This is a genomic window from Mesorhizobium sp. CA6 (assembly GCF_020165035.1).
Classification (GTDB): domain Bacteria; phylum Pseudomonadota; class Alphaproteobacteria; order Rhizobiales; family Rhizobiaceae; genus Mesorhizobium.
The window spans coordinates 71,828-95,817 of sequence record NZ_JAIUHI010000005.1 but is presented as its reverse complement, the minus strand read 5'-3'; the positions used below and the strand labels follow the sequence as shown (position 1 = coordinate 95,817).

At 64.7% G+C, this 23,990-nt stretch carries 24 protein-coding genes; 13 read left to right on the top strand and 11 right to left on the bottom strand.

Annotated features, from left to right (window positions below; all coding sequences use genetic code 11):
• The first annotated feature begins 40 nt into the window (after window positions 1–40).
• The 7 genes from ehuC to doeB are packed head-to-tail and all read left to right on the top strand — an operon-like array spanning window position 41 to window position 6,375.
• Complete coding sequence (ehuC, locus tag LB526_RS09270) at window positions 41–700, top strand: ectoine/hydroxyectoine ABC transporter permease subunit EhuC (protein WP_095765846.1); 660 nt, start codon at window positions 41–43, stop codon at window positions 698–700.
• A gap of 16 nt (window positions 701–716) precedes the next feature.
• Window positions 717–1,376, top strand: a complete 660-nt coding sequence (gene ehuD / locus LB526_RS09265) for an ectoine/hydroxyectoine ABC transporter permease subunit EhuD (protein WP_224627506.1) — start codon at window positions 717–719, stop codon at window positions 1,374–1,376.
• Window positions 1,377–1,381: 5 nt separating this feature from the next.
• A complete protein-coding gene (gene eutA / locus LB526_RS09260; protein ID WP_224627504.1) occupies window positions 1,382–2,158 on the top strand; it encodes an ectoine utilization protein EutA in 777 nt (258 codons plus the stop codon).
• 5 nt (window positions 2,159–2,163) lie between these two features.
• On the top strand, window positions 2,164–3,162 hold the full coding sequence (gene eutB / locus LB526_RS09255) for a hydroxyectoine utilization dehydratase EutB (protein WP_411967330.1): 999 nt from the start codon (window positions 2,164–2,166) through the stop codon (window positions 3,160–3,162).
• Complete coding sequence (locus LB526_RS09250; RefSeq protein ID WP_224545008.1) at window positions 3,159–4,151, top strand: cyclodeaminase; 993 nt, start codon at window positions 3,159–3,161, stop codon at window positions 4,149–4,151. Before eutB ends, LB526_RS09250 begins: the two co-directional genes overlap by 4 nt.
• A gap of 36 nt (window positions 4,152–4,187) precedes the next feature.
• The gene (doeA, locus tag LB526_RS09245) at window positions 4,188–5,366 is read left to right on the top strand and encodes an ectoine hydrolase DoeA (RefSeq protein ID WP_224545007.1); all 1,179 of its coding nucleotides are present in this window, start codon (window positions 4,188–4,190) and stop codon (window positions 5,364–5,366) included.
• Between the two features lie 4 nt (window positions 5,367–5,370).
• A complete protein-coding gene (gene doeB / locus LB526_RS09240) occupies window positions 5,371–6,375 on the top strand; it encodes a N(2)-acetyl-L-2,4-diaminobutanoate deacetylase DoeB (protein ID WP_224627370.1) in 1,005 nt (334 codons plus the stop codon).
• A 15-nt stretch (window positions 6,376–6,390) separates the two neighbouring features.
• On the opposite strand, the gene LB526_RS09235 is transcribed toward doeB, so the two are convergent.
• Genes LB526_RS09235 through cyoA form a run of 7 tightly spaced genes read right to left on the bottom strand, consistent with a single transcriptional unit; the run spans window position 6,391 to window position 13,274 of the window.
• A complete protein-coding gene (locus LB526_RS09235) occupies window positions 6,391–6,924 on the bottom strand; it encodes a response regulator transcription factor (RefSeq protein WP_224627368.1) in 534 nt (177 codons plus the stop codon).
• The gene (locus LB526_RS09230; RefSeq protein ID WP_411967327.1) at window positions 6,914–8,260 is read right to left on the bottom strand and encodes an ATP-binding protein; all 1,347 of its coding nucleotides are present in this window, start codon (window positions 8,258–8,260) and stop codon (window positions 6,914–6,916) included. The genes LB526_RS09235 and LB526_RS09230 overlap by 11 nt, the downstream gene beginning before the upstream one ends.
• The gene (locus LB526_RS09225) at window positions 8,260–9,081 is read right to left on the bottom strand and encodes an SURF1 family protein (protein ID WP_411967325.1); all 822 of its coding nucleotides are present in this window, start codon (window positions 9,079–9,081) and stop codon (window positions 8,260–8,262) included. The genes LB526_RS09230 and LB526_RS09225 overlap by 1 nt, the downstream gene beginning before the upstream one ends.
• Window positions 9,078–9,452, bottom strand: coding sequence for a cytochrome o ubiquinol oxidase subunit IV (cyoD, locus tag LB526_RS09220; RefSeq protein ID WP_224627366.1), 375 nt, complete (start codon window positions 9,450–9,452; stop codon window positions 9,078–9,080). The genes LB526_RS09225 and cyoD overlap by 4 nt, the downstream gene beginning before the upstream one ends.
• Entirely contained in the window at window positions 9,449–10,075 is a 627-nt protein-coding gene (cyoC, locus tag LB526_RS09215; RefSeq protein WP_224523506.1) for a cytochrome o ubiquinol oxidase subunit III, read from the bottom strand. The genes cyoD and cyoC overlap by 4 nt, the downstream gene beginning before the upstream one ends.
• 9 nt (window positions 10,076–10,084) lie before the next feature.
• Window positions 10,085–12,082 carry a cytochrome o ubiquinol oxidase subunit I gene (gene cyoB / locus LB526_RS09210; protein WP_224627364.1) on the bottom strand — a complete coding sequence of 666 codons (1,998 nt, stop codon included), beginning with the start codon at window positions 12,080–12,082 and terminating at the stop codon, window positions 10,085–10,087.
• Window positions 12,083–12,092: 10 nt separating this feature from the next.
• Window positions 12,093–13,274 (bottom strand): ubiquinol oxidase subunit II, encoded by a 1,182-nt coding sequence (gene cyoA, locus LB526_RS09205; RefSeq protein ID WP_224627362.1) that lies wholly within the window; start codon window positions 13,272–13,274, stop codon window positions 12,093–12,095.
• 245 nt (window positions 13,275–13,519) lie between these two features.
• Here cyoA and LB526_RS09200 point away from each other — a divergent pair, with 245 nt between their 5' ends.
• A complete protein-coding gene (locus tag LB526_RS09200) occupies window positions 13,520–14,830 on the top strand; it encodes an MFS transporter (protein ID WP_224627359.1) in 1,311 nt (436 codons plus the stop codon).
• A gap of 127 nt (window positions 14,831–14,957) precedes the next feature.
• On the opposite strand, the gene LB526_RS09195 is transcribed toward LB526_RS09200, so the two are convergent.
• Both LB526_RS09195 and LB526_RS09190 read right to left on the bottom strand, forming a co-directional pair.
• Window positions 14,958–15,977 carry an NAD-dependent epimerase gene (locus LB526_RS09195; RefSeq protein ID WP_224627357.1) on the bottom strand — a complete coding sequence of 340 codons (1,020 nt, stop codon included), beginning with the start codon at window positions 15,975–15,977 and terminating at the stop codon, window positions 14,958–14,960.
• Between the two features lie 21 nt (window positions 15,978–15,998).
• Window positions 15,999–16,340: a hypothetical protein gene (locus LB526_RS09190; RefSeq protein ID WP_224627356.1), complete on the bottom strand. Its 342-nt coding sequence runs from the start codon at window positions 16,338–16,340 to the stop codon at window positions 15,999–16,001.
• Between LB526_RS09190 and LB526_RS09185 the strand changes: the two genes are divergently transcribed.
• The 3 genes from LB526_RS09185 (at window position 16,331) to LB526_RS09175 (ending at window position 18,224) form a co-directional block, all read left to right on the top strand.
• Window positions 16,331–16,771: a hypothetical protein gene (locus LB526_RS09185; RefSeq protein WP_140844035.1), complete on the top strand. Its 441-nt coding sequence runs from the start codon at window positions 16,331–16,333 to the stop codon at window positions 16,769–16,771. The genes LB526_RS09190 and LB526_RS09185 overlap by 10 nt on opposite strands.
• Window positions 16,772–16,814: 43 nt before the next feature.
• Window positions 16,815–17,384, top strand: coding sequence for a hypothetical protein (locus LB526_RS09180; protein WP_224627355.1), 570 nt, complete (start codon window positions 16,815–16,817; stop codon window positions 17,382–17,384).
• Window positions 17,385–17,477: 93 nt separating this feature from the next.
• Window positions 17,478–18,224, top strand: coding sequence for a pseudouridine synthase (locus tag LB526_RS09175; RefSeq protein WP_411967383.1), 747 nt, complete (start codon window positions 17,478–17,480; stop codon window positions 18,222–18,224).
• 261 nt (window positions 18,225–18,485) lie between these two features.
• Here the strand turns inward: LB526_RS09175 and LB526_RS09170 are convergent, their stop codons facing one another.
• Complete coding sequence (locus LB526_RS09170; protein ID WP_140844033.1) at window positions 18,486–19,067, bottom strand: histidine phosphatase family protein; 582 nt, start codon at window positions 19,065–19,067, stop codon at window positions 18,486–18,488.
• A 132-nt stretch (window positions 19,068–19,199) separates the two neighbouring features.
• On the bottom strand, window positions 19,200–20,534 hold the full coding sequence (locus LB526_RS09165; RefSeq protein WP_140844031.1) for a dicarboxylate/amino acid:cation symporter: 1,335 nt from the start codon (window positions 20,532–20,534) through the stop codon (window positions 19,200–19,202).
• Between the two features lie 237 nt (window positions 20,535–20,771).
• On the opposite strand from LB526_RS09165, the gene LB526_RS09160 reads away from it, so the two are divergent.
• Both LB526_RS09160 and LB526_RS09155 read left to right on the top strand, forming a co-directional pair.
• A complete protein-coding gene (locus LB526_RS09160) occupies window positions 20,772–22,637 on the top strand; it encodes a sensor histidine kinase (protein ID WP_224627353.1) in 1,866 nt (621 codons plus the stop codon).
• On the top strand, window positions 22,634–23,989 hold the full coding sequence (locus tag LB526_RS09155; RefSeq protein WP_224627352.1) for a sigma-54-dependent transcriptional regulator: 1,356 nt from the start codon (window positions 22,634–22,636) through the stop codon (window positions 23,987–23,989). Before LB526_RS09160 ends, LB526_RS09155 begins: the two co-directional genes overlap by 4 nt.
• Window position 23,990: the final 1 nt, after the last annotated feature.

Below are 23,990 nucleotides of genomic sequence, written 5' to 3'. Positions count from 1 at the left end.
GGAGGCGCCAAGCACATCAACGTTGGAAACTTCTAGTTTTATGACCCAGTGGTCCGGCTATCTCGGCCTGATATTGCAGGGAGCTCTTGTCACCATCGAGCTGACGCTGATGGGGTCGGTGCTTGCGCTGATCATGGCCTTTCTGGCCGGCATGGGGCGCGTGTCGCGCTTCTTCATCATCCGCGCGTTGGCGACGACGTACATCGAATTCTTCCGCGGCACCTCGATCTTCGTGCAGCTGTTCTGGGCCTATTTCGTGCTGCCTTTCGCCGGCCTGTCGCTGACGCCGCTGCAGGCCGGCGTGCTGGCGCTGGGTTTGAATGTCGGCGCCTATGCGGCGGAAGTCGTGCGCGGCGCCATCCTGTCGGTCGGCCGCGAGCAATACGAGGCCTGCACGGCGCTCAATCTCGGCCGCTGGCAAGGCATGCGCCATGTGATCCTGCCGCAGGCGCTGCTGGTCATGCTGCCGACCTTCGGCAACAACGCGATCGAGCTGCTCAAGGCAACCTCCGTCGTCTCGCTTATCTCGCTCGCCGACCTGACTTTCCAGGCGCAGGTGGTGCGCTCGCAGACCGGCAGCACGCTGATGCCCTTCCTCTCCGTTCTCGTCATCTATTTCGCGCTGGCGCTGATTATCTCCTGGGGCATTCGCACGCTGGAGCGCCGCATGGCGCGCGGCCTCGACGGAGTGCGCGTCTGATGGAATGGGCCAAATAATGGACTGGGATTGGAACTTCGTCTGGGAGATTATGCCAACCCTGATCCAGGGGGTGAAGATCACCATCTTGGCGACGGTGCTCGGCTCGGTCCTGGCGGCGATCGTGGGGCTTGGGATCGCGCTGGCGCGGCGCTCGGAGAACCGCATCGTCGCGCGCAGCGTCGGCTGGTTCGCCGAGTTCATCCGCGGCACGCCGCTCCTGGTGCAGCTCTATTTCATCTTCTACGTGCTGCCCGATATCGGTATCCTGCTGCCGCCGCTGGTGGCGGGGGTCATCGGGCTCGGCCTGCATTACGGCACCTACACGGCCGAGGTTTACCGCGCCGGCATCGACAATGTGCCGCGCGGCCAGTGGGAAGCTGCCAAGGCCTGCAATCTGGGCGGCCGCCACACCTGGACGCATGTCATCCTGCCGCAGGCGATCCCGCCGATGATCCCGGCCCTGGCCAACTATTTCATCGCCATGTTCAAGGAGACGCCGCTGCTGTCGGCGATCACCGTGCTGGAACTGATGAACCAGGCCAAGAGCGTTGCCAACACCTATTACCGCTACATCGAACCAATGACGTTGGTCGGCGCCTTCTTCCTCGTCATCAGCCTCTGCTCCGTCGTGCTGTTGCGCTGGCTGGAGCATCGCTACGGCAGGATCGAAAGATGAAAGTCATGAAAGCATTGCCCGAGATTCGCCTCGAAGCGGCGCGCCCCACGCTGGACTCGCGTCCGCTGGAAAAGCGCGTCGGACTGATTGCGCTTGCGACCGACCACACCAGCGAGGTGGACTTCCGCCGCATGGTGGCGAGCGGGCGGATCGGCGTCTATGTCGCGCGCATCCCCTACGCCAACCCGACGACTCCGGAAAACCTGCGCAAGATGCAGCCGTCGCTTTCGGCGGGCGCGGCGCTGATCCTGCCGGACGAGGCGCTCGATGCGATATGCTACTCGTGCACCTCTGCGTCGGTGGTGATCGGCGATGCCGAGATCGAGCAGGCGATCCATGCAGCCAAGCCCGGCGTGCCCGTCGTCACCCCACCGATGGCCGGCGTGCGCGGCCTGAACGCTTTCGGGGTGAAGCGCATCAGCATCCTGACCCCTTACACCGTCGAGACCAGCCGGCCGATGGCCGGCTATTTCGCCGCGCACGGCTTCGATATCGAAAGCTTCACCTGCCTCGGTTTCGAGGATGACCGCGAGATGGCGCGCATCACGCCGGCGTCCCTGGTCGAGTTGGCACGCAAGGTCACCCATCCGCAGGCCGATGCGCTGTTCGTCTCATGCACTGCGTTGCGCGCCGCACTGGCGGTTCCCGGCATGGAAGAGGCGATCGGACGTCCGGTCGTCACCAGCAACCAGGCCAGCGGCTGGAACTGCCTGCGGCTGTGCGGCGACGAAACGCCCCGGCCCGAATTCGGCCGGCTGTGGACGAAGCCGCTGGCCCAGTGAACGAAATGCCCGTGATCGAAATGATTGTTGAGCTTCAGCATATTCGCGCGGCGCGCGAGCGCATTGCAGGCAAGGTCGAGCGGACACCCATCGTGCTGTCGCAAAGCCTCTCGGACCGCGCTGGCCGTCCCGTTCATCTCAAGCTGGAGCATCACCAGACCACCGGCGCGTTCAAGCTACGCGGCGCTTCCAATGCGATCGCAGCATTGAGCGCGGAAGAAAAATCGCGCGGCGTCGTCGCCGCCTCGACCGGCAATCACGGCCGCGCGCTGGCGCATGCGGCGAAGCTCGAAGGCATCCGCGCGGTGATCTGCATGTCGAGGCTGGTGCCGGGAAACAAGCTCGACGCCATCCGTCGCCTCGGCGCGGATATCCGCATCGTCGGCAACAGCCAGGATGACGCCCAGCAGGAAGTCGACAGGCTGGTGGCGGATGAAGGGCTGGTCATGCTACCGCCCTTCGACCATCCCGATATCGTCGCCGGGCAAGGCACGCTCGGGCTGGAAATCATGGAGCAGGTTCCGGACGCGGCAAGCGTGCTGGTGCCGCTCTCCGGCGGCGGGCTGGCAGCCGGTGTGGCGGCGGCGGTCAAAGGCGTGAGCCCGCGCACCAAAGTCATCGGCATCTCGATGGCGCGCGGTGCTGCGATGAAGGCCAGCCTCGACGCCGGCCGGCCGGTGCAGGTCGAGGAACTGCCGACGCTGGCGGATTCGCTCGGCGGCGGCATCGGGCTCGACAACCGGCTGACCTTTGCCATGTGCCGGGGACTGCTCGACGACGTCGTCCTGCTGGCCGAGGACGAGATCGCCGCCGGCATCCGCCATGCGTATGAAGAGGAGCGCGAGATAGTCGAAGGCGCCGGCGCCGTCGGCATCGGCGCGCTGCTTGCCGGCAAGGTCAAAGTGAGCGGCCCCACTGTTCTCATCCTCTCCGGCAAGAACATCGACATGGACCTGCACCGCCGCATCGTCTGCGGCGAGACAATCGCGGAGCGCGCAGCATGAGCCGCATAACCATTCTCACCGAGAGTGATCTGCGCAGGATCGTGACGCTCGATCTGGACGCCGTTGCCTGCGTCGAGGACGCTTTTCGCGCCTTGGCCACCCTGCCGGTGGCGATGCCACCGATCCTGCGACTCGACATTCACGAGCATCGCGGCGAGGTCGACGTGAAGTCTGCCTATGTGCCGGGCATTGACGGTTTCGCCGTCAAGATAAGCTCCGGTTTCTTCGACAATCCGACGCTTGGCCTGCCGAGCGGCGGCGGCATGATGGTGCTGCTTTCGGCCAAGACCGGTGTGGTCGAGGCGCTGCTGCTCGACAATGGCTATCTCACCGACATCCGCACGGCCGCCGCCGGCGCGGTCGCGGCCAAGCATTTGTCGCGCCAAGACTCCAGCGTGGCCGCGATCTTCGGCGCCGGCCTGCAGGCCGGCCTGCAGTTGGAAGCGCTGCGTCTCGTCAGACCGATCGAGGAAGCGCGCATCTGGGCGCGCGACGCCGCCAAGGCTGAAGCCACCGCCGCGCGCCTGCGCGAGAAGCTCGGTATTCTCGTGCGGGCCGAGCCGGATGCGGCGAACGCGGCAGCGGGCGCCGACATCATCGTCACCACAACGCCGTCGACCGAACCGCTGGTCAAGGCCGGTTTCGTCACCGCCGGCCAACACATCACCGCCATGGGCTCAGACGCCGAGCACAAGAACGAGATCGCGCCGGCGATCCTGCGCATGGCCGATCTCTACGTTGCCGACAGCGCCAAGCAGACGCGGCGCCTCGGCGAGCTCCACCACGCCATCGAGGCGGCGGTCTTCGCCGCCGACGCCGAGGTCACGGAACTTGGCCAGATCATCGCCGGCAGCAAGCCGGGACGGCGCTCGGCCAGCGACATCACCATCGCCGACCTCACCGGCACCGGCGTGCAGGACACCGCAATCGCCACTTTGGCTCGCGACCGTGCGCGCGCCGCCAATGCCGGGCTCGATTTCGAAAGTTGATGCTGGCCGCCAGGCCCAACAAACGAGGACAACAAAATGCAGCCAAATTTGAAATTCTCGCGCGGCGAATATGCGGAGCGCCTCGCCAAGACACGAAAAGCCATGGAGGCTAAAGGCGTCGATCTGCTGATCGTCAGCGATCCCTCCAACATGGCCTGGCTGACGGGCTATGACGGGTGGTCGTTCTATGTGCATCAGGCCGTCATCGTGCCGCCTTCCGGCGAGCCGGTCTGGTACGGCCGCGGCCAAGACGCCAACGGCGCCAAGCGCACCGCGTATCTCGCGCATGACAACATCATCGGCTACGCCGACCATTATGTGCAGTCGACCGAGCGGCATCCGATGGATTACCTCGCCAGCGTGCTGGCCGGGCGCGGCTGGGACAAGCTCAGCATCGGCGTCGAGATGGACAATTACTGGTTTTCGGCCGCAGCCTTCGCGGCGTTGCAGAAGCACCTGCCCAACGCCCGCTTTGCCGACGCCACAGCGCTGGTGAACTGGCAGCGCGCCGTGAAAAGCCCGACCGAGATCGAGTATATGCGCAACGCCGCCCGTATCGTCGAGGCGATGCACCAGCGGATCGTCGACAAAATAGAGGTCGGCATGCGCAAATGCGATTTGGTCGCCGAGATCTACGATGCCGGCACGCGCGGCGTCGCCGGCATCGGCGGCGACTATCCGGCGATCGTGCCGCTCTTGCCGTCGGGAGCGGACGCCTCGGCGCCCCATCTCACCTGGGACGACAAGCCGATGAAGGTGAATGAAGGCACGTTCTTCGAGATCGCCGGCTGCTACAATCGCTATCATTGTCCGCTGTCGCGCACCGTGTTTCTCGGCAAGCCGACCCAGGCCTTCCTCGACGCCGAGAAGGCGACGCTGGAAGGCATGGAAGCCGGCCTCGCGGCCGCCAAGCCCGGCAACACCTGCGAAGATATCGCCAACGCCTTCTTCGCCGTGTTGAAGAAATACGGCATCGTCAAGGACAACCGCACCGGCTACCCGATCGGCATCTCCTATCCGCCGGACTGGGGTGAGCGCACCATGAGCCTGCGCCCCGGCGACCGCACCGAGCTCAAGCCCGGCATGACCTTCCATTTCATGACCGGACTGTGGCTGGAGACGATGGGGTTGGAGATCACCGAGTCGATCCTGATCACCGACACCGGCGTCGAGTGCCTGGCCAACGTGCCGCGCAAGCTGTTCGTGAAGGACTGAGCCGATGTCCGCTTTGCGTCCCTCGCCGATCACGCCCACCGTCGACTTCGAGCGCGACGGCGTCCAGCACGGCTTCCTGCGCCTGCCCTACAGCCGCGATGATTCCGCCTGGGGCTCGGTGATGATCCCGGTCTGCGTCGTGCGCAACGGCAAGGGCCCGACGGCGCTGCTCACCGGCGGCAATCACGGCGACGAATATGAGGGGCCGCTGGCGCTCTACGAACTCGCCCGCACGCTCGATCCGAAAAATGTCTCCGGCACGGTCATCATCTTGCCGGCGATGAACTATCCGGCCTTCCGGGCCGGCACGCGCACCTCGCCGATCGACAAGGGCAACATGAACCGCTCTTTCCCTGGGCGCCCGGACGGCACAGTGACGGAGAAGATCGCCGACTATTTCCAGCGCGAGCTGCTGCCGCGCGCGGACATCGTCTTCGACTTCCATTCCGGCGGCAAGACGCTGGACTTCGTGCCGTTCTGCGCGGCGCATACGCTGCCGGACAAGGCCCAGGAGAAGAAAGCCTTCGCCGCCGTCGAGGCTTTCTCGGCGCCGTTCTCGATGCGCATGACCGAGATCGACGCGGTCGGCATGTATGACACGGCCGCCGAGGAGATGGGCAAGGTCTTCGTCACTACCGAGCTCGGCGGCGGCGGAACCTCGCGCGCCGAGACGGTGCGGATCGCCCGGCGCGGCATCCTCAACGTGCTCCGCCACGCCGGCATCGTCGATGGTGAGGTCGAGAAGGGCAGAACCCAATGGCTGGACATGCCGTCGGGCGATTGCTTCGCCTTCGCCGAGGATGACGGCATGATCGAGACGGTGGTCGACCTCGGCGAGCCTTTGAAGGACGGCCAGGTGGTCGCGCGCATCCATCCGGTCGGGCGCACCGGGCAGCCGCCGCAGGAGATCAGGGCAAGGATGTCGGGGCTGCTCGCCGCGCGTCATTTCCCGGGCCTGGTCAAGGCTGGCGACTGCGTCTCGGTGCTGGCCGTGGCCGTTCGCGAATAATCTTGGTGCGGCGCCCTACTGCACCACGCGCTTCTCGAGCTTGCGGGCAAGCGTGCGCCGGTGCAGGCCGAGCCGGCGCGCGGTTTCGGAGATGTTGAAGCCGGTCTCGACCAGCGTTTCGTGGATACGCTCCCATTCGAGGTTCTTGATCGAGGTGGGGCGGCTGGTGAGCGGCACCGAAGCGTCACCCTCGGCGCGGCCGAAGGCGGCTTCGATGTCATCGGTGTTGGCGGGCTTGGCCAGATAGTGGCCCGCGCCGAGCTTGATCGCCTCGACGGCCGTGGCGATGCTGGCAAATCCCGTCAGCACGACGATGCGCATCGACGGATTGCGGGCGCTGAGAAGCTTAACGCATTCGAGACCCGATCCCGATCCGAGCTTGAGATCGACGACGGCGTAGGCCGGAACGGCCGTTTCAAGCGCGACCAGCAGCGCCTCGCGGTCGTGGCAGACCACGACGTCGTAGTCGCGCTTTTCAAACGAGCGTTTGAGCGTGCGCGCAAAGGTCGCGTCGTCCTCGATTACGAACAAGGATCGATCAGATTTCACGATCGTCTCCATAGGTCAGCGCCGCCAGCGGCAGCGAAAGGGTAACACGGGCGCCCTCGGCCATGTTGTGCGCCGAAACGTCGCCGCCAAGCTTGCGCACCACGTTGAACACCAGGAAGAGGCCCAGGCCGCCGCCTGGTCGCCCCTTGCTCGACATATAGGGCTGGCCGAGCGTTGCCAGAATATCCTTGTCGAAACCGGGTCCGCGATCCTCGACGGAGAGCACCAGCTTCTCATCCTGCCGCTCGGCGGTGATGCCGACCCAATCGTGCGATGCCTCCTGCGCATTGTCGAGCACATTGAAGATCACTTGTTTCAGCGCCGTGTCGGACACGATCGGCTCGTCCGGCTCGAAACCATTGCCGTAGTCCAGCTTGATAGGCTGGCGGCTGACGCGCCATTCCTCGACGAGATCGTCGAGGAACCGGCGGATCGTGGTGCGGATGGTGCCCTCGCCCCGCGCCTGGCCGGAGGACATGAGAATGCCCGTGACGATGCCTTTGCAGCGCTCGATCTGCGCCTGCATCTCGGCCACGTCCTCGGAAAGCTCGCGGTTGCGCTTGACGCCGCGCATCTGGCGCCAGTCGGACAGGATGACCGATATTGTCGACAGCGGTGTGCCCAGTTCATGCGCGGCACCCGAGGCCAGCAGGCCCATGCGCACGATGTGATCTTCCTCGGCCGAACGCTGGCGCAGGTCGGCGAGATAGGCATCGCGTTCGCGCAGGTTGCGGTTGATGCGCGTCATGAAGATCACGATCAGCCCGGCCGCGAGCACGAAGCAGATGAACATGCCGCGCAGATGCAGCGCCAGGAGATCGCTGCCGCCATGATGCGGGAGCGCGATCGGCTGGAAAACGAAGATGAGGAAGACGAAGCAGGCCGAAGCCGCCACCACCAGGAGCCAGGTCGACCATGGCGCCAGCAGCGCGGCGCCGAGCGTGATCTGCAGGAGATAGAGCGACACGAACGGATTCGAGGCGCCGCCGCTCAGGTAGAGCTGCGTCGTCAGCGCCGCCATGTCGAAAATCAGCGCGACGAAGAGCTGCGCGTTGGAGATCCGGCAGTTGCCGCGCAGGGCGAGCAGGCTGAAGATGTTGAGGCCGACCAGGAAAAGCACCACGCCCGCCATCTCGGTGAGCGGCAGCGGGATGGCGAACCAGTATTGCGTGACCAGGATGGTCAGCACCTGCCCCGCCACTGCCAGCCAGCGCAGCTGGATGAGCAGGAGCAGGTTCTTCCTGTTCGTGACGTCGGCGTTCGAGGCGGCGCCTCCCTGCCGCGTTGGAGGAAGCATCAGGAACGGCTTGTCGTGATGGGGCCACGCGATATTCATCACGCTGCATCCCAGTTCCGGCGGCCGGTGAGGACCTGCCCGGCAAGCGCCGTCGCCAGCATCCCTGCAAGGGCAAACCAGGTCAAAGCATAGACGAGATGGCTGTTGCGGAAGGTGACGACGGTGAGCCCGCCGCGCGGCCAGCCAGCAGCGCCGGATGCCTCGGCATCGATGAAATAGGGCGCAACATCCGCCAGGCCGCGCGCCTTGGCGATTGCCGCGACGTCGCGCGAATACCAGCGATCGGCAGCCGGATCGTTTCTGCGCAGGAAACCGCCGCCGGGCTCGCTGATGCGCAGCAGCCCCTCAACCGTCGCCGGCGAGGCGAGCGCGGCATTCTCCCGCTCGAACTCCACCTTGCGCTCCTGCGGGATGAAGCCGCGGTTGACGAGGACCGTGAAACCGCGGTCGTCGCGCATCGGCGTCAGCACCCAATAGCCGCCGCCAAGCTCGGTCACCGCCTGCACCAGCGTGTTGGCGCCGCCCCGCAAGCGCCCGGTCAACCGCACGTGGCGATATTCGTAGTCCGGTGCGCTCAACCCGCTCCAGTCCTGCGGGCCGGGCGCATCGACGACTGGAGCATGGATGCGCTGGTCGACGCGGGCGATCAGGTCGAGCTTCCAGACCCGTCTTTCCAGTTGCCAGACGCCGAGCCCGAGAAACATCAGAACGCCGAGAAGCCCAAGCACCACAGCCAAGAATCGCGACGTGGAACCCTTCGAGGCCGCATGAGAGCCGATACCTGCCCGGCCGGTCATGTCCTTTGCCTCGGCTTTGGCCCTCCCCGCGCGCAACACGCCCACGCCTGAAATGGGGCTCATGGCATCTCCCGCATCTCGTGGAGCCCGGGCATCATGTTGGCGTTGAGGTGGTACATCACCCAGAGCGAGCCGCTCAGCACGATGACGACGAGAACCACAGTGAAGATGAGCGCCAGCATCGACCATCCGCCTTCCGAGGCGGGGTTCATATGCAGGAAGAAGACCATGTGCACCACGATCTGCACCACCGCGAAGGCCATGATGATGATGGCCGCGGCCTGTTTGTTGTCCATGGCGCCGGTCATGACCATCCAGAACGGGATGGCGGTGAGGATCACCGACAGGACGAAACCGATCAGGTAGCCCCTCAGCGACCCGTGCGCGGCGCCGCCATGGGTATGGTCGTGACCCGCATGATCATGAGCGCTCATCTGAGCATCCCCATCAGATAGACAAAGGTGAAGACGCCGATCCAGACGACGTCGAGGAAGTGCCAGAACATCGAGAGGCACATCAGCCGGCGGCGGTTGGCCTCGATGAGGCCGTGTCTCGCGACCTGCACCATCAGCGTCACCATCCAGACGATGCCGAAGGTCACGTGCAGGCCATGCGTGCCGACCAGGGTGAAGAAGGACGACAGGAAGGCGCTGCGCTGCGGGGTCGCGCCTTCATGGATCATGTGCGCGAATTCGGATAGCTCGATGGAGAGGAACGCCAGGCCGAACAGCATGGTCACCACGAGCCAGGCCTGCGTCGCGCCGACACGGCCCTTGTCCATGGTCAGCATGGCAAAGCCATAAGTGATCGAGGACAAGAGCAGCATGGTGGTGTTGACCGCCACCAGACCGAGATCGAACAGATCCTTCGGCGCCGGACCCGCCGCGTAATTGCCGCCGAGCACGCCATAGGCCGCGAACAGCATGGCGAAGATCAGGCAGTCGCTCATCAAGTAGAGCCAAAAGCCGAGCATGGTGCTGCCGCCTTCGGCGTGCGCGTGCTCTTCTTCCAGGTGGAAGACCGGTTCCGCGACGGCCGTGATCGCGCTCGATGCCATGCTCAATTCCTAGCCCTGGGCGGCGAGGAGCGTCGTCCTCGCCTCTTCGGTTTGCGTGACCTCGGCAGCCGGGATGTCGAAGTCGCGGTGGTAGTTGAAGGTGTGGCCGATCGCGGTGGCGATGAGGCAGACGAAGCTCAGCGCCGCCAGCCACCAGATGTACCAGATCAGGCCGAAGCCGAGCGCGACGCTGAAAACCGCCAGGACGACGCCGGTGCCGGTGTTGCTCGGCATGTGGATCGGTTTGAATCCGGACAGCGGGCGCCGGTAGCCGGCCTTCTTCATGTCGAACCAGGCGTCGTTGTCGCGAATGACCGGCGTAAAGGCGAAGTTGTAGGCCGGCGGCGGCGAGGAGGTCGACCATTCGAGGGTGCGGCCGTCCCAGGGATCGCCGGTGTGATCGGCCAGCGCTTCGCGCTTGCGGATGGAGACGAAGATCTGGACCAGGAAGGCGGCGATGCCGCAGGCGATCAGCACCGCGCCGAAGGCGGCGATCACGAACCATATCTGCAGCGAGGGATCGTCGAAGACGCGCATGCGGCGGGTCACGCCCATCAGGCCGAGGATATAGAGCGGCATGAAGGCGAGCCAGAAGCCGAGCACCCAGCACCAGAACGAAACCTTGCCCCAGAACGGATCGAGCCTGAAGCCGAAGGCCTTGGGCCACCAATAGGCGATGCCGGCGAACAGGCCGAAGAGCACGCCGCCGATGATGACGTTATGGAAATGCGCGATCAGGAACAGGCTGTTGTGCAGCACGAAGTCGGCGGGCGGCACGGCAAGCAGCACGCCGGTCATCCCGCCAACGACGAAGGTGAGCATGAAGGCCACCGTCCACATCATCGGCAATTCGAAGCGGATGCGGCCGCGATACATGGTGAACAGCCAGTTGAATATCTTCGCCCCGGTCGGGATCGAGATGATCATCGTGGTGATGCCGAAGAAGGAATTGACACTGGCGCCGGAGCCCATGGTGAAGAAGTGGTGCAGCCAGACGAGATAGGACAGGATGGTGATGACTATCGTGGCGTAGACCATCGAGGTGTAGCCGAACAGGCGCTTGCCGGAGAAGGTCGAGGTGACCTCGGAGAAGACGCCGAACAGCGGCAGGATGAGGATGTAGACCTCCGGGTGGCCCCATATCCAGATGAGGTTCACATACATCATCGGATTGCCGCCGAAATCGTTGGTGAAGAAGTTGGTGCCGACATAGCGGTCGAGCGCAAGCAGCGTCAGCACCGCCGTCAGCACCGGGAAGGACGCGACGATCAGCACGTTGGTGCAGAGCGAGGTCCAGGTGAAGACGGGCATGCGCATCATGGTCATGCCTGGGGCGCGCATCTTGATGATGGTGCAGATCAGGTTGATGCCGGACAATGTCGTGCCGACGCCGGCGACCTGCAGCGCCCAGATGTAGTAATCGACGCCGACGTCGGGACTGTAATTGATGCCGGAGAGCGGCGGATAGGCCAGCCAGCCGGTGCGGGCGAACTCGCCGACGAACAGCGAGGCCATGACCAGGATCGCGCCGCCGACCGTCATCCAGAAGCTGAAATTGTTGAGGAAGGGGAACGAGACGTCGCGCGCGCCGATCTGCAGCGGCACGACGAAGTTCATCAGCCCGGTGACGAAAGGCATCGCCACGAAGAAGATCATGATCACGCCATGGGCGGTGAAGATCTGGTCGTAGTGATGAGCGTTGAGGTAACCCTCGGAACCGTTGAAGGCGATGGCCTGCTGCAGGCGCATCATGATGGCGTCGGAGAAGCCGCGCAGCAGCATGACGAGGCCGAGCGCCATGTACATGATGCCGATCTTCTTGTGGTCGACGCTGGTGAACCACTCGCGCCACAGATAACCCCAAAGCTTGAAATAGGTGACCGCGCCGAGCACCGCGAGGCCGCCCAACGCCACGACGATGAAGGTGACGACGACGATCGGCTCGTGCAGCGGCAGCGACTCCAGAGTGAGGCGGCCGAAGATGAATTTGGTCAGCGACTCAGGCATCCGCCATCCCTCACAATTCGAAGCGCAGCAGGCCGAGCGACGGGGTCCCGGCATCGGCGCGGCGGCTGCCGGCCCCTGGACTGAGCAGCCCTGCCCCGCGCAGCGGGGAAAGATCGCGCATTGGCCAGTATTTCGCGCCGGCATCGCGGGCCGAGCGCGAGGCGGCGGCTGCTTCCTCCGCCGTGCAGATGCTGGCGACATAGGACGGATCGTTGCCGAACACCGCGCCGCGCCGGGCAAGCTTGTCATATTGCAGCGGCAAGGTGTTGCGCACGCCGGCCAGCCCAAGGCCGCCCTTGGCGTCGATCGACATCATCTCGTTCATGCACATCTTGCCGCGCTCGACGCACAGATTGAGGATCGCGCCATAGAGGTCGGGATCGACGGAGGCATAGTGGCGGACCGGCTCGTTCTCGCTCGGACGCTCGAGCTCGAGATACGTCTCGCGGCTGAGCGTAGCCTGCGCACCTTTGGTCTGGGTCACCCACTCACCGAAGGCCTGATCGGAGAGCCCGTGGAACGCAAAGCGCATGCCGGAGAAGCCGGCGCCGCTGTAGTTGGCCGAGAAGCCGGAATAGGTGCCCGGACGGTTGATGACCGCGTGCAGCTTCGTCTCCATGGCGGGCATGGCGTAGATCTGTCCGGCAAGGGCCGGAATGTAGAATGAGTTCATCACCGTCGAGGAGGTGATGCGGAAGTCGATCGGCTGGTTGACCGGCGCCGCCAACTCGTTGACGGAGGCAATGCCGTAATCCGGATAGATGAAGAGCCATTTCCAATCCAGCGCGACGACGTCGACCCTGAGCGGCTTGTGGTTCTGGGTGACCGGCTGTCCTGGTTCGATCCGGTCGATGCGCCGGTAGGGATCGAGCAGATGGGAGCCGAGCCAGGTGAGCGCGCCGAGGCAGATGATGACGAGCAGGGGTGCCGCCCAGATCACCAGCTCCAGCTTGGTCGAATGGTCCCAGTCCGGCGTGTAGATCGCCGTGGTGCTGGATTGCCGGTAGCGCCAGGCGAACAGCACGGTCAGCGCCATGACCGGCAGGATGATGATGAGCATCAGCAGGGTCGAGACGACGAGCAGGTCGCGCTGCTGCACTGCCACGTCGCCCGCGGGCGCCAGCACGACTAGGTCGCAGCCGCTCAGCAGCACGGCGAGCGGAAAAAGAAGCAAGGCTCCGGATCGTCTCATCAAACGCTGCCCTCGATGGCCCTGCAGCAGGATCTCTGCAGGTTGCGATGCGATATGGACCAACGGCTACTGCCGCAGGCACAGCGACGACATTGGACAATTTGTCCAATGCCCAGCCGGTATGGCTTTCGCGAAAGTGTGCACGCATAATTGGATGACGACAACGTCGCATCTGGATGACGACAACATAGCGTCGGGACGACGACAATCGCGTTCCGAAGTTGAGTTTGGTGACGACGGAAACGATGGCTGAAACTTCGACTTCCGAAACGGACAGCAGGCTGATCGGCTCGCATCACGGCCAGGTCAGCGCTGGCGATATCGCGGTCGGCGTGATCATCGGCAGGACGTCGGAATTCTTCGATTTCTTCGTCTATGCGATCGCTTCCGTGATCGTGTTCCCCAAGCTTGTGTTCCTAACCCACGACCCGCTGGTCGGAACGCTCTACTCCTTCGCCATCTTCGCGCTGGCCTTCATCGCGCGCCCGTTCGGCACCGTGCTGTTCATGGCGATCGACCGCGCCTATGGCCGCGGCGCCAAGCTGACGATCGCGCTGTTCCTGCTCGGCACCTCGACGGTCGCCATGGCGTTCCTGCCCTCCTATGAGGACGTCGGCACGGTCGCCGCCTGGCTGCTGTCGCTCACCCGCTTCCTGCAGGGCCTGGCGCTCGGTGGGACATGGGACGGATTGCCCTCGCTCCTGGCGCTGAATGCGCCGCAGAACCGGCGCGGCATCTATGCAATGATCCCGCAACTCGGCGCGCCGATCGGGCTCATCGTGGCAAGCTCGCTGTTTGCCTTCTTCGTCGCCAACCTCTCGGCCGACGACTTCTTCGCCTGGGGCTGGCGCTATCCCTTCTTCGTCGCCTTCGCCATCAACGTCGTGGCGCTGTTTGCCAGGCTGCGCATCGTGGTCACGCCCGAATTCTCAAAACTCTACGAGAGCGGCGACCTGCAGCCGACGCGCATCAGAGAGATGGTCCGGACGGAAGGACGCAACGTCGTCGTCGGCGCCTTCGCGCCGCTGGCGAGCTTCGCCCTGTTCCATATGGTGACGGTGTTCCCGCTGTCCTGGGTGTTCCTGTTCACCAATGAGGGTCCGGAACGTTTCCTGGTCATCGAAGTGGTGAGCGCGCTGTTTGGCATCGCGGCGATCGTTGCATCGGGTCCGCTGGCCGACCGTGTCGGACGCCGCGCCCTGCTCGGCGGCGGCGCCGTCGCCATCGCAGCCTTCAGCGGCTTTGCCCCACAACTTCTCAACGGCGGCACCGTCGGCGAGACGGTGTTCATGGTGCTCGGCTTCATCCTGCTGGGCTTGAGCTTCGGGCAATCCTCAGGCGTCGTCGCATCGAGCTTCTCGCGCCAGCACCGCTATACCGGCTCGGCGGTGACATCGGACCTGGCCTGGATGTTCGGCGCCGGCTTCGCGCCGCTCGCGGCGCTGCTCCTGGCCGGCAATTTCGGCCTCATCGCCGCCGGCGCCTATCTGCTTTCGGGCGCCGCCTGCACGCTGATCGCGCTTTGGATCGACAGGCAGGCACGCCGGGCCGACTGAACGAGCGGCGAGCTCGGATAGTCGCCGCTCTATCCCTTTGTTTTTGAGGCAGTTCCAGACGGAAGGTTACGGCGAAGGCGCCGAACTCAACCGCTCACACTTTTCCTGGAATTGCTCTGACCTGCAATCAGACCTGGTAGAAATCCCGATACCATTGCACGAAGCGCGGGACGCCGATCTCGATCGGGATCCTGGGCTTGAAGCCGATCACCGCCTCGAGCGATGCGACGTCGGCATAAGTCGCAGGCACATCGCCCGGCTGCAGCGGCATCAGGTTGCGGATTGCCTTGCGCCCGAGAGCGTCTTCCAGAACGTCGATCAGCCGGCTGAGCTCGACAGGCGAGCTGTCGCCGATGTTATGGATCCTGAACGGCGCGGTGCTCGTCGCGGGGTCCGGTGCAGCGCTTGTCCAATCGGGATTGGGCGTCGCTGGATGCTGCATGACGCGGGCCACCCCCTCGACGATATCGTCGATGTAGGTGAAGTCCCGCTGCATGTTGCCATGGTTGAAGACATCGATCGGCTGACCGGCGAGGATGGCCTTGGTGAAGATGAACAAGGCCATGTCGGGCCGTCCCCACGGACCGTAGACGGTGAAGAAGCGCAGGCCCGTCGTCGGCAGCCCGAACAGATGGCTGTAGGTGTGGGCCATCAGCTCGTTTGCCTTCTTGCTGGCGGCATAGAGGCTGAGGGGATGGTCGGCGGAATCATGCACGGAGAACGGCATGCGCGTGCTGCCGCCATAGATCGAGCTTGACGATGCATAGACGAGATGGCCGACCGAGGCCTGCCGGCACCCTTCCAGGATGTTGAGGAAGCCGTTTAGATTGCTTTGCGCATAGACATACGGATTGACCAGCGAGTAGCGGACGCCCGCCTGCGCGGCGAGGTTGACGACGATCTGCGGCGCGACCGACGCAAAGACCCCCGAGATGCCATCGCGGTCGGCGAGATCGACATGCTCGAAATGAAAGTTTGGGAAAGCCTTCAGCCGCTCGAGCCGCGCCTGCTTCAAGGTGACGTCGTAATATTCGTTCATGGAATCGAGGCCGACAACATGCCGGCCTTCGGCAAGCAGCCTCTGGCAAAGGTGAAAACCTATGAAGCCGGCTGCGCCGGTGATCAGGATCGGCCTGCTTGACGTCAATGCATACCCCTAACGCTGCAGTCAGACCTTGCAGGCCATCGAGAACTTGCGCCTTTTATGGCAGGGCTGCAATGAATTCAACGATACGCTTTCTCTTGCCGTCGTCGCCAGCGTGAGGCCAGCGGCAAGATCGGCCGCCAGCCGGATGTCCGTATTGCCAAGGCGCACGCAGCCGCCGCCGAGATCCGACAGCGGAAAAGCGATCTCAAGCCAACGCTGATATGCGAGCGTGATCAGCGGTCGGGCCCTTCCGTGCGGAAAAAGATTGCGCGCACACCGCGGATCGGGAATTTGGTTTTCTTGGTGATCCCTGTTGCTTGGGGCAAACTGCTGGCGGGCTGTCAGGAGGAGAAATGAGAGCACGCGCGGCGACGGTCGGAGACCTGGAAGATGTTTTCCGCGGTCTGTCCAAGCGAATGTCGGACGAATATGTGGCGGCCGGCAAGGACAGCAAAAGCGCCTATGACAATTTGATGATGAACCTGAAGGAAGGCCGGGCCCATGCGCTCGTGCAGGACGACAGGACGGTGGCGATCATCGCTTGGCATGAGCATGCGGACGCCGCCGACACGCTCTTTGCCGCGCGGGAGGATTTCTTCAACGCCACGACGGTCCGCTTCTGCAAGCGCCACATCCGCCATGTCCAGGCGCTGGCCGGCAACCTTCCCGTCCACTCGCGCAGCTGGCTGCACAGGCCCGACGTCGCGAAATGGTTCCGCGTGATCGGCTATGTCGACCGAGGGCGCGAGAACGGCGCCACCTTGTTCGAGCTGCCGTCGGCCGCCAATAGCTGACGGAAGCGAGGGCGATCCGTTACGGCGCCCCGAAAACGGGCGCTTGCGCGAAAATCCGATTGGAAAGATTGTACGCTCAGGCACCGGGCAACCCGGCACGCCGGATGGGGTATGGCTGCTGGAAATCGGGATGTTGCGCGTCTGCCTGGCCTTTGTCGCCATCGCTGCCCTGACGAGACCGTCAGGGGCGGAGCCGCGCGCGTCCCATCTTTTCGACCGACCCGGCCTCGCGGCGGCCTATTCGGGCCAATCCGATCTTATCACCGCATACACGACCGGCATGGCGCGTTACCGGCTTCAATATTCGGGCCCCGCGGCCCAAACCGGTTTAGCCGCGCCGCTCGAGCCTCGGCTGCTGCGGCCCGAATTCCAGCAGCGGACATGGCGTTCCTCGGATGGCAGCCTGCTGCAGGGCTTTGCCGGCAAGGGCGGTTTCCGGCTGACCACAGGCAACTGCGTGGCCCGCATCTGCATGGCCATCGAATGCAGCGACGCCGGCTGGCCGCTCTATGCCTGCAGCGACGGGCGCAAGCGCAAGATGTCGGTCAGCAACTTCGTGACGGCAACATTCGACGGCGTCTCCTATCGGCGGCTGAGCGCGCCGCAGGAGTGAAATTGGCGATCTGAACCGGGTAACACAGCCGCTTGCGCCCATCTCGCCAGGCGTGGCATCAGTTGCGCGTTTTTGAGACGTTCGAAGACAGAGATAGTGGCACGCCAACCCGACAGACGATCCATCGTCGCCAAAGTCAGTCTCGCCCGAGCGCTCTCCAAGCTTGGCTTCTGCTCGCGCACGCAGGCCGAGCGTCTCGTCGTCGAGGGCCGCGTGCAGGTCAACGGAAAGACAGTGCGCGATGCCTTGCTGCGCATCGATCCCGACCGCGACCGCATCACCGTCGACGGCGAGCGCGTCATTGCCGAGCGCAAGGTCTATCTGATGCTCAACAAACCGCGCGGGGTGGTCACCACCCGCGACGACCCGGAGGGCCGCGGAACCGTCTATGACTGCCTGGGAGGGCTTGACCTGCCGTTCGTGTCGCCCGTGGGCCGCCTCGACAAGGCGAGCGAAGGGCTGCTTTTGCTGAGCAACGACACGCGCTGGGCGAACGGCCTGCTCGACCCCGTCTCGCATGTCGCCAAGACCTATCACGTGCAGATCGCGGCCGCGCCCGACAAAGAAATGCTGGAGCGTTTTCGTCAGGGCGCCGTCGTCGACGGCGAGTTGCTCGCCGCAAGCTCGATCGCGCTGTTGCGCAGCGGCGGGCGGACAGCCTGGCTGGAGATCGTGCTTGACGAGGGACGCAACCGGCACATCCGCAGGCTACTCGCCGCTTTCGACATTGAGGTGCTGAGGCTGGTCAGGGTGGCGATCGGGCGGCTGCAGCTTGGCGAACTGGCCAAGGGCAAGGCTCGGCATTTGACGGCCGAGGAGCTGGCGATGGTCAGAGTCTAGCGAAACGCCTCAGCTTCGTCATCAACGGGCGGAGCGGGAGCGAAGCGGACGCGCAGACCCGAGGATCCATTCCGTGACCTGGCGCAAAGGGTAAAGGCGGCGCAAGACAGGGGTCGCTCTGCACCGCGGCAACGCTCATTGGTAACGGAATGATTCTAGGGTCTGCGCCGCGTCGCTTCGCTCCTTGCTCCGCCCTAGAATGACGAGGCTGAAGGGTTTCGCCTAATCTCCAGAGACGCCTGAGCTGCTATCGAGCTGCGGCTACTTCTGGTTCCACCGCCGGATGACCGGCTCGGTCAGATCGTGCTCATAGCCCAGGATGCTGAGGCTGGCGGTATCGAGCACGAAGTGCTCGCCGCCTTCCGGCGGCAGGCCGACCCAGCGTGCTGCCAAGACACGCAGGAAATGCGAGCTGGAGAAGATGAGCACATTGCCGGCAACCGCTCGCAGCCCGGCGATGATGGCGTCCGCGCGGGCACCGACATCGGCCGCCGTCTCGCCGCCCGGACAGCCGTCGCGAAACAATTGCCAGCCGGGTCGCTTGGACAGGATCTCCTTGGTCGTCACGCCTTCATAAGCGCCGTAGTCCCATTCCTGCAGGTCGGATTTCTTGACCGCGCGCTCGCCGAAGCCAGCGAGCCGGCAGGTGTCGAAAGCGCGTTGCGAGGGGCTCGACCAGACCGCCTGGAACGTCGGGCCCTTGAGCCGATAGGCGACGCCGCGCGCGGCCTCTTCGCCTTTCGCCGTCAGCGGGATATCGGTGCGCCCGGTGTGCCTGCCCGATGCGCTCCACTCCGTCTCGCCATGGCGAACGACATAGATCTCGGGAAACGCACTGCTCATCGACCGCCCTTGAATGCAACGGGAATGCACCGGCAGGAGTGCCGCGCCGCGCCACCCTATGCGGCAGCCGACAAAAAGAACAGGCCGCGGCGATCGCCGCGGCCTGTTCGGCATCGGGAGGATGCTGGTTGGCTAGGCAGGCTGCAGGCCGCCCGAGAGCGCAAGGTCTGCCTCCTCCGGCAACTGGCCGGCCATGGCGGCGGCGAATTGCTTCTGGTCGAGCTCGCCTTCCCAGCGGGCCACGACGATGGTCGCGACCGCGTTGCCGACAAAGTTGGTGAGCGCGCGGCATTCCGACATGAAGCGGTCGACGCCGAGGATCAACGCCATGCCGGCGACCGGCACCGAGGGCACGACCGAGAGCGTGGCGGCCAGCGTGATGAAGCCGGCGCCGGTGATGCCGGCCGCGCCCTTCGAGCTCAGCATCGCGACGAGCAAAAGCAGGATCTGGTCGCCGAAGGTGAGTGGCGTGTCGGTCGCCTGGGCGATGAACAGCGCTGCCAGCGTCATGTAGATGTTGGTGCCGTCGAGGTTGAAGGAATAGCCGGTCGGGATGACCAGGCCGACCACCGAGCGGTTGCAGCCGGCGCGCTCCATCTTGGCCATCAGGCCGGGCAGCGCCGCCTCGGAGGACGAGGTGCCGAGCACCAGGAGCAATTCCTCCTTGATGTAGCGGATCAGCGCCAGGATGGAGAAGCCGTTGTACCATGCCACAGCGCCGAGCACGACGAGCACGAAGAGGAGCGAGGTCAGGTAGAAAGTGCCGATCAGGAAGGCGAGATTGGCGATCGCGCCTATGCCGTATTTGCCGACGGTGAAGGCCATGGCGCCGAAAGCGCCGATGGGGGCGGCCTTCATCAAGATGGCGACGAGGCGGAAGACCGGCGCGGTCAACGCCTGGAGGAAATCGACGACCGGGCGGCCGCGTTCGCCGACCAGCGCCAGGGCGATGCCGAACAGCACCGAGAAGAACAGCACCTGCAGGATGTCGCCCTGCGCAAAGGCGCCGGTGATGGTGTCGGGGATGATGTTCATCAGGAAGCCGACAATGGTCGTGTCATGCGCCTTCTCGGTGAAGGTCGAGACCTTCGAGGCGTCGAGCGTGGCCGGATTGATGTGCATGCCGGCGCCGGGTTGGACGACGTTGGAGACGACGAGGCCGACGACGAGCGCCAGAGTCGAGAAGACGAGGAAATAGATCATCGCCTTGCCGGCAACGCGGCCGACCTTGTGCAGGTCGGAAACACCGGCAATGCCGGTCGCCACGGTGAGGAAGATCACCGGTGCGATCACCATCTTGACCAGCTTGATGAAGGCATCGCCAAGCGGTTTCAGCGAGGCGCCCAAGTCGGGATAGAAATGGCCAAGCAGGATGCCGGCGGCGATCGCCACCAGGACCTGCACATAGAGATGCCGGTAAAAGGGAACCTTGCCGCGGGGTTCGGCGGCAGCGATTGCTGTCTGCATGATATCCTCCATTCGGCCCCCGATCGAAACGCTCGACCTCCCAGGGGGCTGTTGACCTCCACAGCCTCGCGGCTGCTGCGGAAGCATCTGCAACGCGCGTGCCAGATGGTGCCGGGTGTCTCTCTTTGTTGATTTTGTTTGATTTTTCGATTCTGTGACAGCGCCTTTAGAGAAGGCTAGTGCGGTTATCCGCATAGATCGATTTGCGCTTTGTGCGAAATCATGCACAGATGCGGCATGCTGCAACGCCCTGCCGCTGTTCTTGCTGCCACGCCCGAACTGCTTGCCGGGCGGGCGCGTCGCGCCTGGCTGCTGTTCGCGGCGGTGGCGCTGCTGATCGTGCTCGCGGCGCTTTACGGCGCCGGCCTCTACGGCCGTTCGACCGAGATCGGGGCCTTGGCCACGCAGGGACGCACCGACGCCAACCTCAAGGTCGCGCTGTTGCGCGCTGTATTGGAAAATCCGCGCGCGCTGCCGCTGCTTCTGTCGGAGGACCAGCAGGTGCATGACGCGCTGACGCAACGCAGCCCTGCCGCGATCGACGTGCTCAACCGCAAGCTCGAAGGGCTGGTGTCGGGCACCAAGGCCTCGGTGCTCTACGTCACCGGCCCGGACGGCTTGGCGATCGCTTCCAGCAATTGGCGCGAGCCGGTGAGCTTCGTCGGCAACGACTACGGTTTTCGCGCCTATTTCTCGGGCGCAATGGAAACCGGCACGGCCGAATATTTCGCGCTCGGCAATGTCAGCAAGCGTCCGGGTCTCTACATCTCGCGCCGTGTCGACGGCGCTTCGGGGCCGCTCGGCGTTGTCGTGGTCAAGATGGAATTCGACCAGCTCGAGGCCGACTGGCACGAGGCCAACCGCCCGGCCTATGTGAGCGACGAGCATGGCGTGGTGCTGATCACCAGCGTGCCCTCCTGGCGCTTCATGACGACGGCGCCGCTGGCGGTTTCGGTCAGCGCCGCCATCCGCGCCAGCCAGCAATTCGGCGATGCGCCGCTGGTGCCGTTGCCGGTCACGAAGCCACAACCGCTCAGCTCCGATGTCGCGCTGGTCCATGCCATCACGCCCGGGCGCAGCGACGCCGAGTATCTGCGGCTGTCTACCGCGGTGCCGTCGACGCCGTGGCGGCTCGACTATCTCGTTCCGGCCGAAGCGCCGATCGCGGCGGCCCAGCGCGAGATGCGGCTGCTGACGCTTGGCGTCCTCGTCCCGCTCATTGCCTTTGCCGCCTATCTGTTGTGGCGGCGGCAAGCCGGCCAGATGCGGATTGCCGCCGAACAGGCCGCGCGGGCCGAGCTCGAGCGCCGCGTCGTCGAGCGCACGCAGGACCTCAGCCTGGCGCGCGACCGGCTGCAGGCCGAGATCGCCGACCATCGCAGCACGGAGGCGAAGCTGCAGGTCATGCAGCAGGAGCTGGTGCAGGCCAACCGGCTTGCCACGCTTGGCCAGGTCGCTGCCGGCGTCGCGCATGAAATCAACCAGCCGGTGGCGACGATCCGCGCCTATGCCGACAATGCGCGCGTCTTCCTGGAGCGCAAGCAGAGCGCCTCGGCTGAAGAGAACCTTGGCGCCATCGCCGCGCTGACCGAGCGCATCGGCTCGATCACAGAAGAGCTGAAAGCCTTTGCCCGCAAGGGCCGCACCGCCGCCGAACCGGTTGAGCTGCGCAGCGTGATCGAAGGCGCCGTGGTGCTGCTCAGGAGCCGCTTCGCCGGCCGGCTGGACGCGCTGGCGATCACGCTGCCGCCGCCGGCGCTGAAGGTGATGGGCAACCGGTTGCGGCTGGAGCAGGTGCTGATCAACCTGTTCCAGAACGCGCTGGAGGCGCTCGATGGCCGTGATGGCGCGCGGGTCGAAGTCTCCGCCACCGAAACCGCCGAAGACGTGGCGCTGGTCGTGTCCGACAACGGGCCGGGCATCCCGCCCGCGATCCTGAAATCCCTGTTCACGCCCTTCAACACCTCGAAGGAAAGGGGCCTCGGGCTCGGCCTCGTTATCTCCAAGGACATCGTCGCCGACTATGGCGGACGCATCGAGGTTTCGAGCAGCGGCCAAGGCACACGCTTCACCATCCATTTGTCGAAAGCCGGCGCGGCATGACTAGGCACGACCCAGCACCGGTGATCCTGATCGACGACGACAGCGATCTGCTCAAGGCGACAAGACAGACGCTGGAGCTTGCCGGCTTTGCGGTGTCGGCCTACTCGGTGGCGAAGAGAGCGCTGGCAGCGCTCGATAGGAATTTCGCCGGCGTGGTGGTGTCGGACATCCGCATGCCGGAGATCGACGGGCTGCAGCTTTTCGACCGCGTGCTGCGGCTCGACCCCGACATTCCCGTCATCCTGGTCACCGGCCATGGCGATATCGCCATGGCGGTCAAGGCGATCAAGGACGGCGCCTACGACTTCATCACCAAGCCCTTCGCCGCCGACCGGCTGGCGCAGAGCGTTGCGCGCGCGGCGGAAAAACGCCGGCTGGTGATCGAGAACCGCGCTTTACGAGAAGCGGCCGAGCAGGCCCAGGAGGGATTGCCGCTGATCGGCCAGACGCCGGCGATCGAGCGGCTGCGCCGGACGCTGCGGCAGATCGCCGACACCGATGTCGACGTTCTGGTGACCGGCGAGACCGGCTCCGGCAAGGAAGTGGTGGCGAGCCTGCTGCACCGCTGGAGCCGCCGCGCCAAGGGCAATTTCGTCGCGCTCAACTGCGGCACGCTGCCGGAGACGGTCATCGAGAGCGAATTGTTCGGCCATGAGGCCGGAGCCTTCACCGGCGCGCAGAAGAAACGCGTCGGCCGCATCGAGCATTCAAGCGGCGGCACGCTGTTTCTCGACGAGATCGAAAGCATGCCGGCCTCGACACAGGTGCAGATGCTGCGCGTCTTGGAAATGCGCGAGGTGACGCCGCTCGGTACCAATGAGGTGCGGCCGGTCGACCTGAGGGTGGTCGCGGCAGCCAAGGTCGATCTCGGCGATGCCAGCCAGCGCGGCGCTTTCCGCGAGGATCTCTATTACCGGCTCAATGTGGTGACGCTGTCGATCCCCCCGCTGCGTGAGCGAAGGGACGACGTGCCGTTGTTGTTCGGATACTTCGCCGAGCGGGCGGCGGCCCGCTTCAGGCGCGCCGTGCCGGCAATCTCCGCCTCGGTCCGGCGCCATCTCAGCGACCATGACTGGCCGGGCAATGTGCGCGAGCTCGCTCATTTCGCCGAACGTTTCGTGCTCGGGCTCGAGGACGTTGCCGGATCGCCTTCCCCTGCGGCAACGGAACGCGACACCTCCGTGCCGTTGCCGGAACGGCTCGATCGCTACGAGGCCGAGATCATACGCGAGACACTTGGCCGCAATGACGGCGACGTCCGGCGCACCATCGAGGCGCTCGGCATCCCGCGCAAGACCTTCTATGACAAGCTGCAACGGCACGGCATCGTGCGCAGTGATTTTTCCAGGTAGA